Origin of the sequence: Stenotrophomonas sp. SrG (assembly GCF_050031795.1) — a bacterium.
Taxonomy (GTDB): Bacteria; Pseudomonadota; Gammaproteobacteria; order Xanthomonadales; family Xanthomonadaceae; genus Stenotrophomonas; species Stenotrophomonas rhizophila_A.
Map to the genome: position 1 here is coordinate 1 of NZ_JBNBBE010000329.1, position 265 is coordinate 265.

The 265-nt window shown below is 64.9% G+C and carries 1 pseudogene; it reads left to right on the forward strand.

What is annotated here, in order from left to right:
• Positions 1–67 (forward strand): annotated as a pseudogene (locus ACQG3P_RS19995) (gamma carbonic anhydrase family protein); the annotation flags it as partial.
• Positions 68–265 lie beyond the last annotated feature (198 nt).

The following is a 265-nucleotide window of genomic DNA, read 5'->3' on the forward strand; positions in this document are numbered from 1 at the left end:
GGCCCGACCGGTGCGTACGCTCAGCGATCAGGAGATCGAGTCGCTGCACTACTCGGCCGACCACTAAGTGCGGTTGAAGGACAAGTACTTGGGGATGTGACCCCGCACACGGTAAAGTCGGTCTCCGTCCCAGGAAGCAGTCGAGAACCGCATGCCGTTGGCAGCCGTCCGGAGGGACGCGTGCGCAAGAGCGCACCCATGCTGGACACCTACCGTGAAGTGATCACGCCCGAAGGCGTGCCGCTGCACCTGCCGGCAGCCGGCA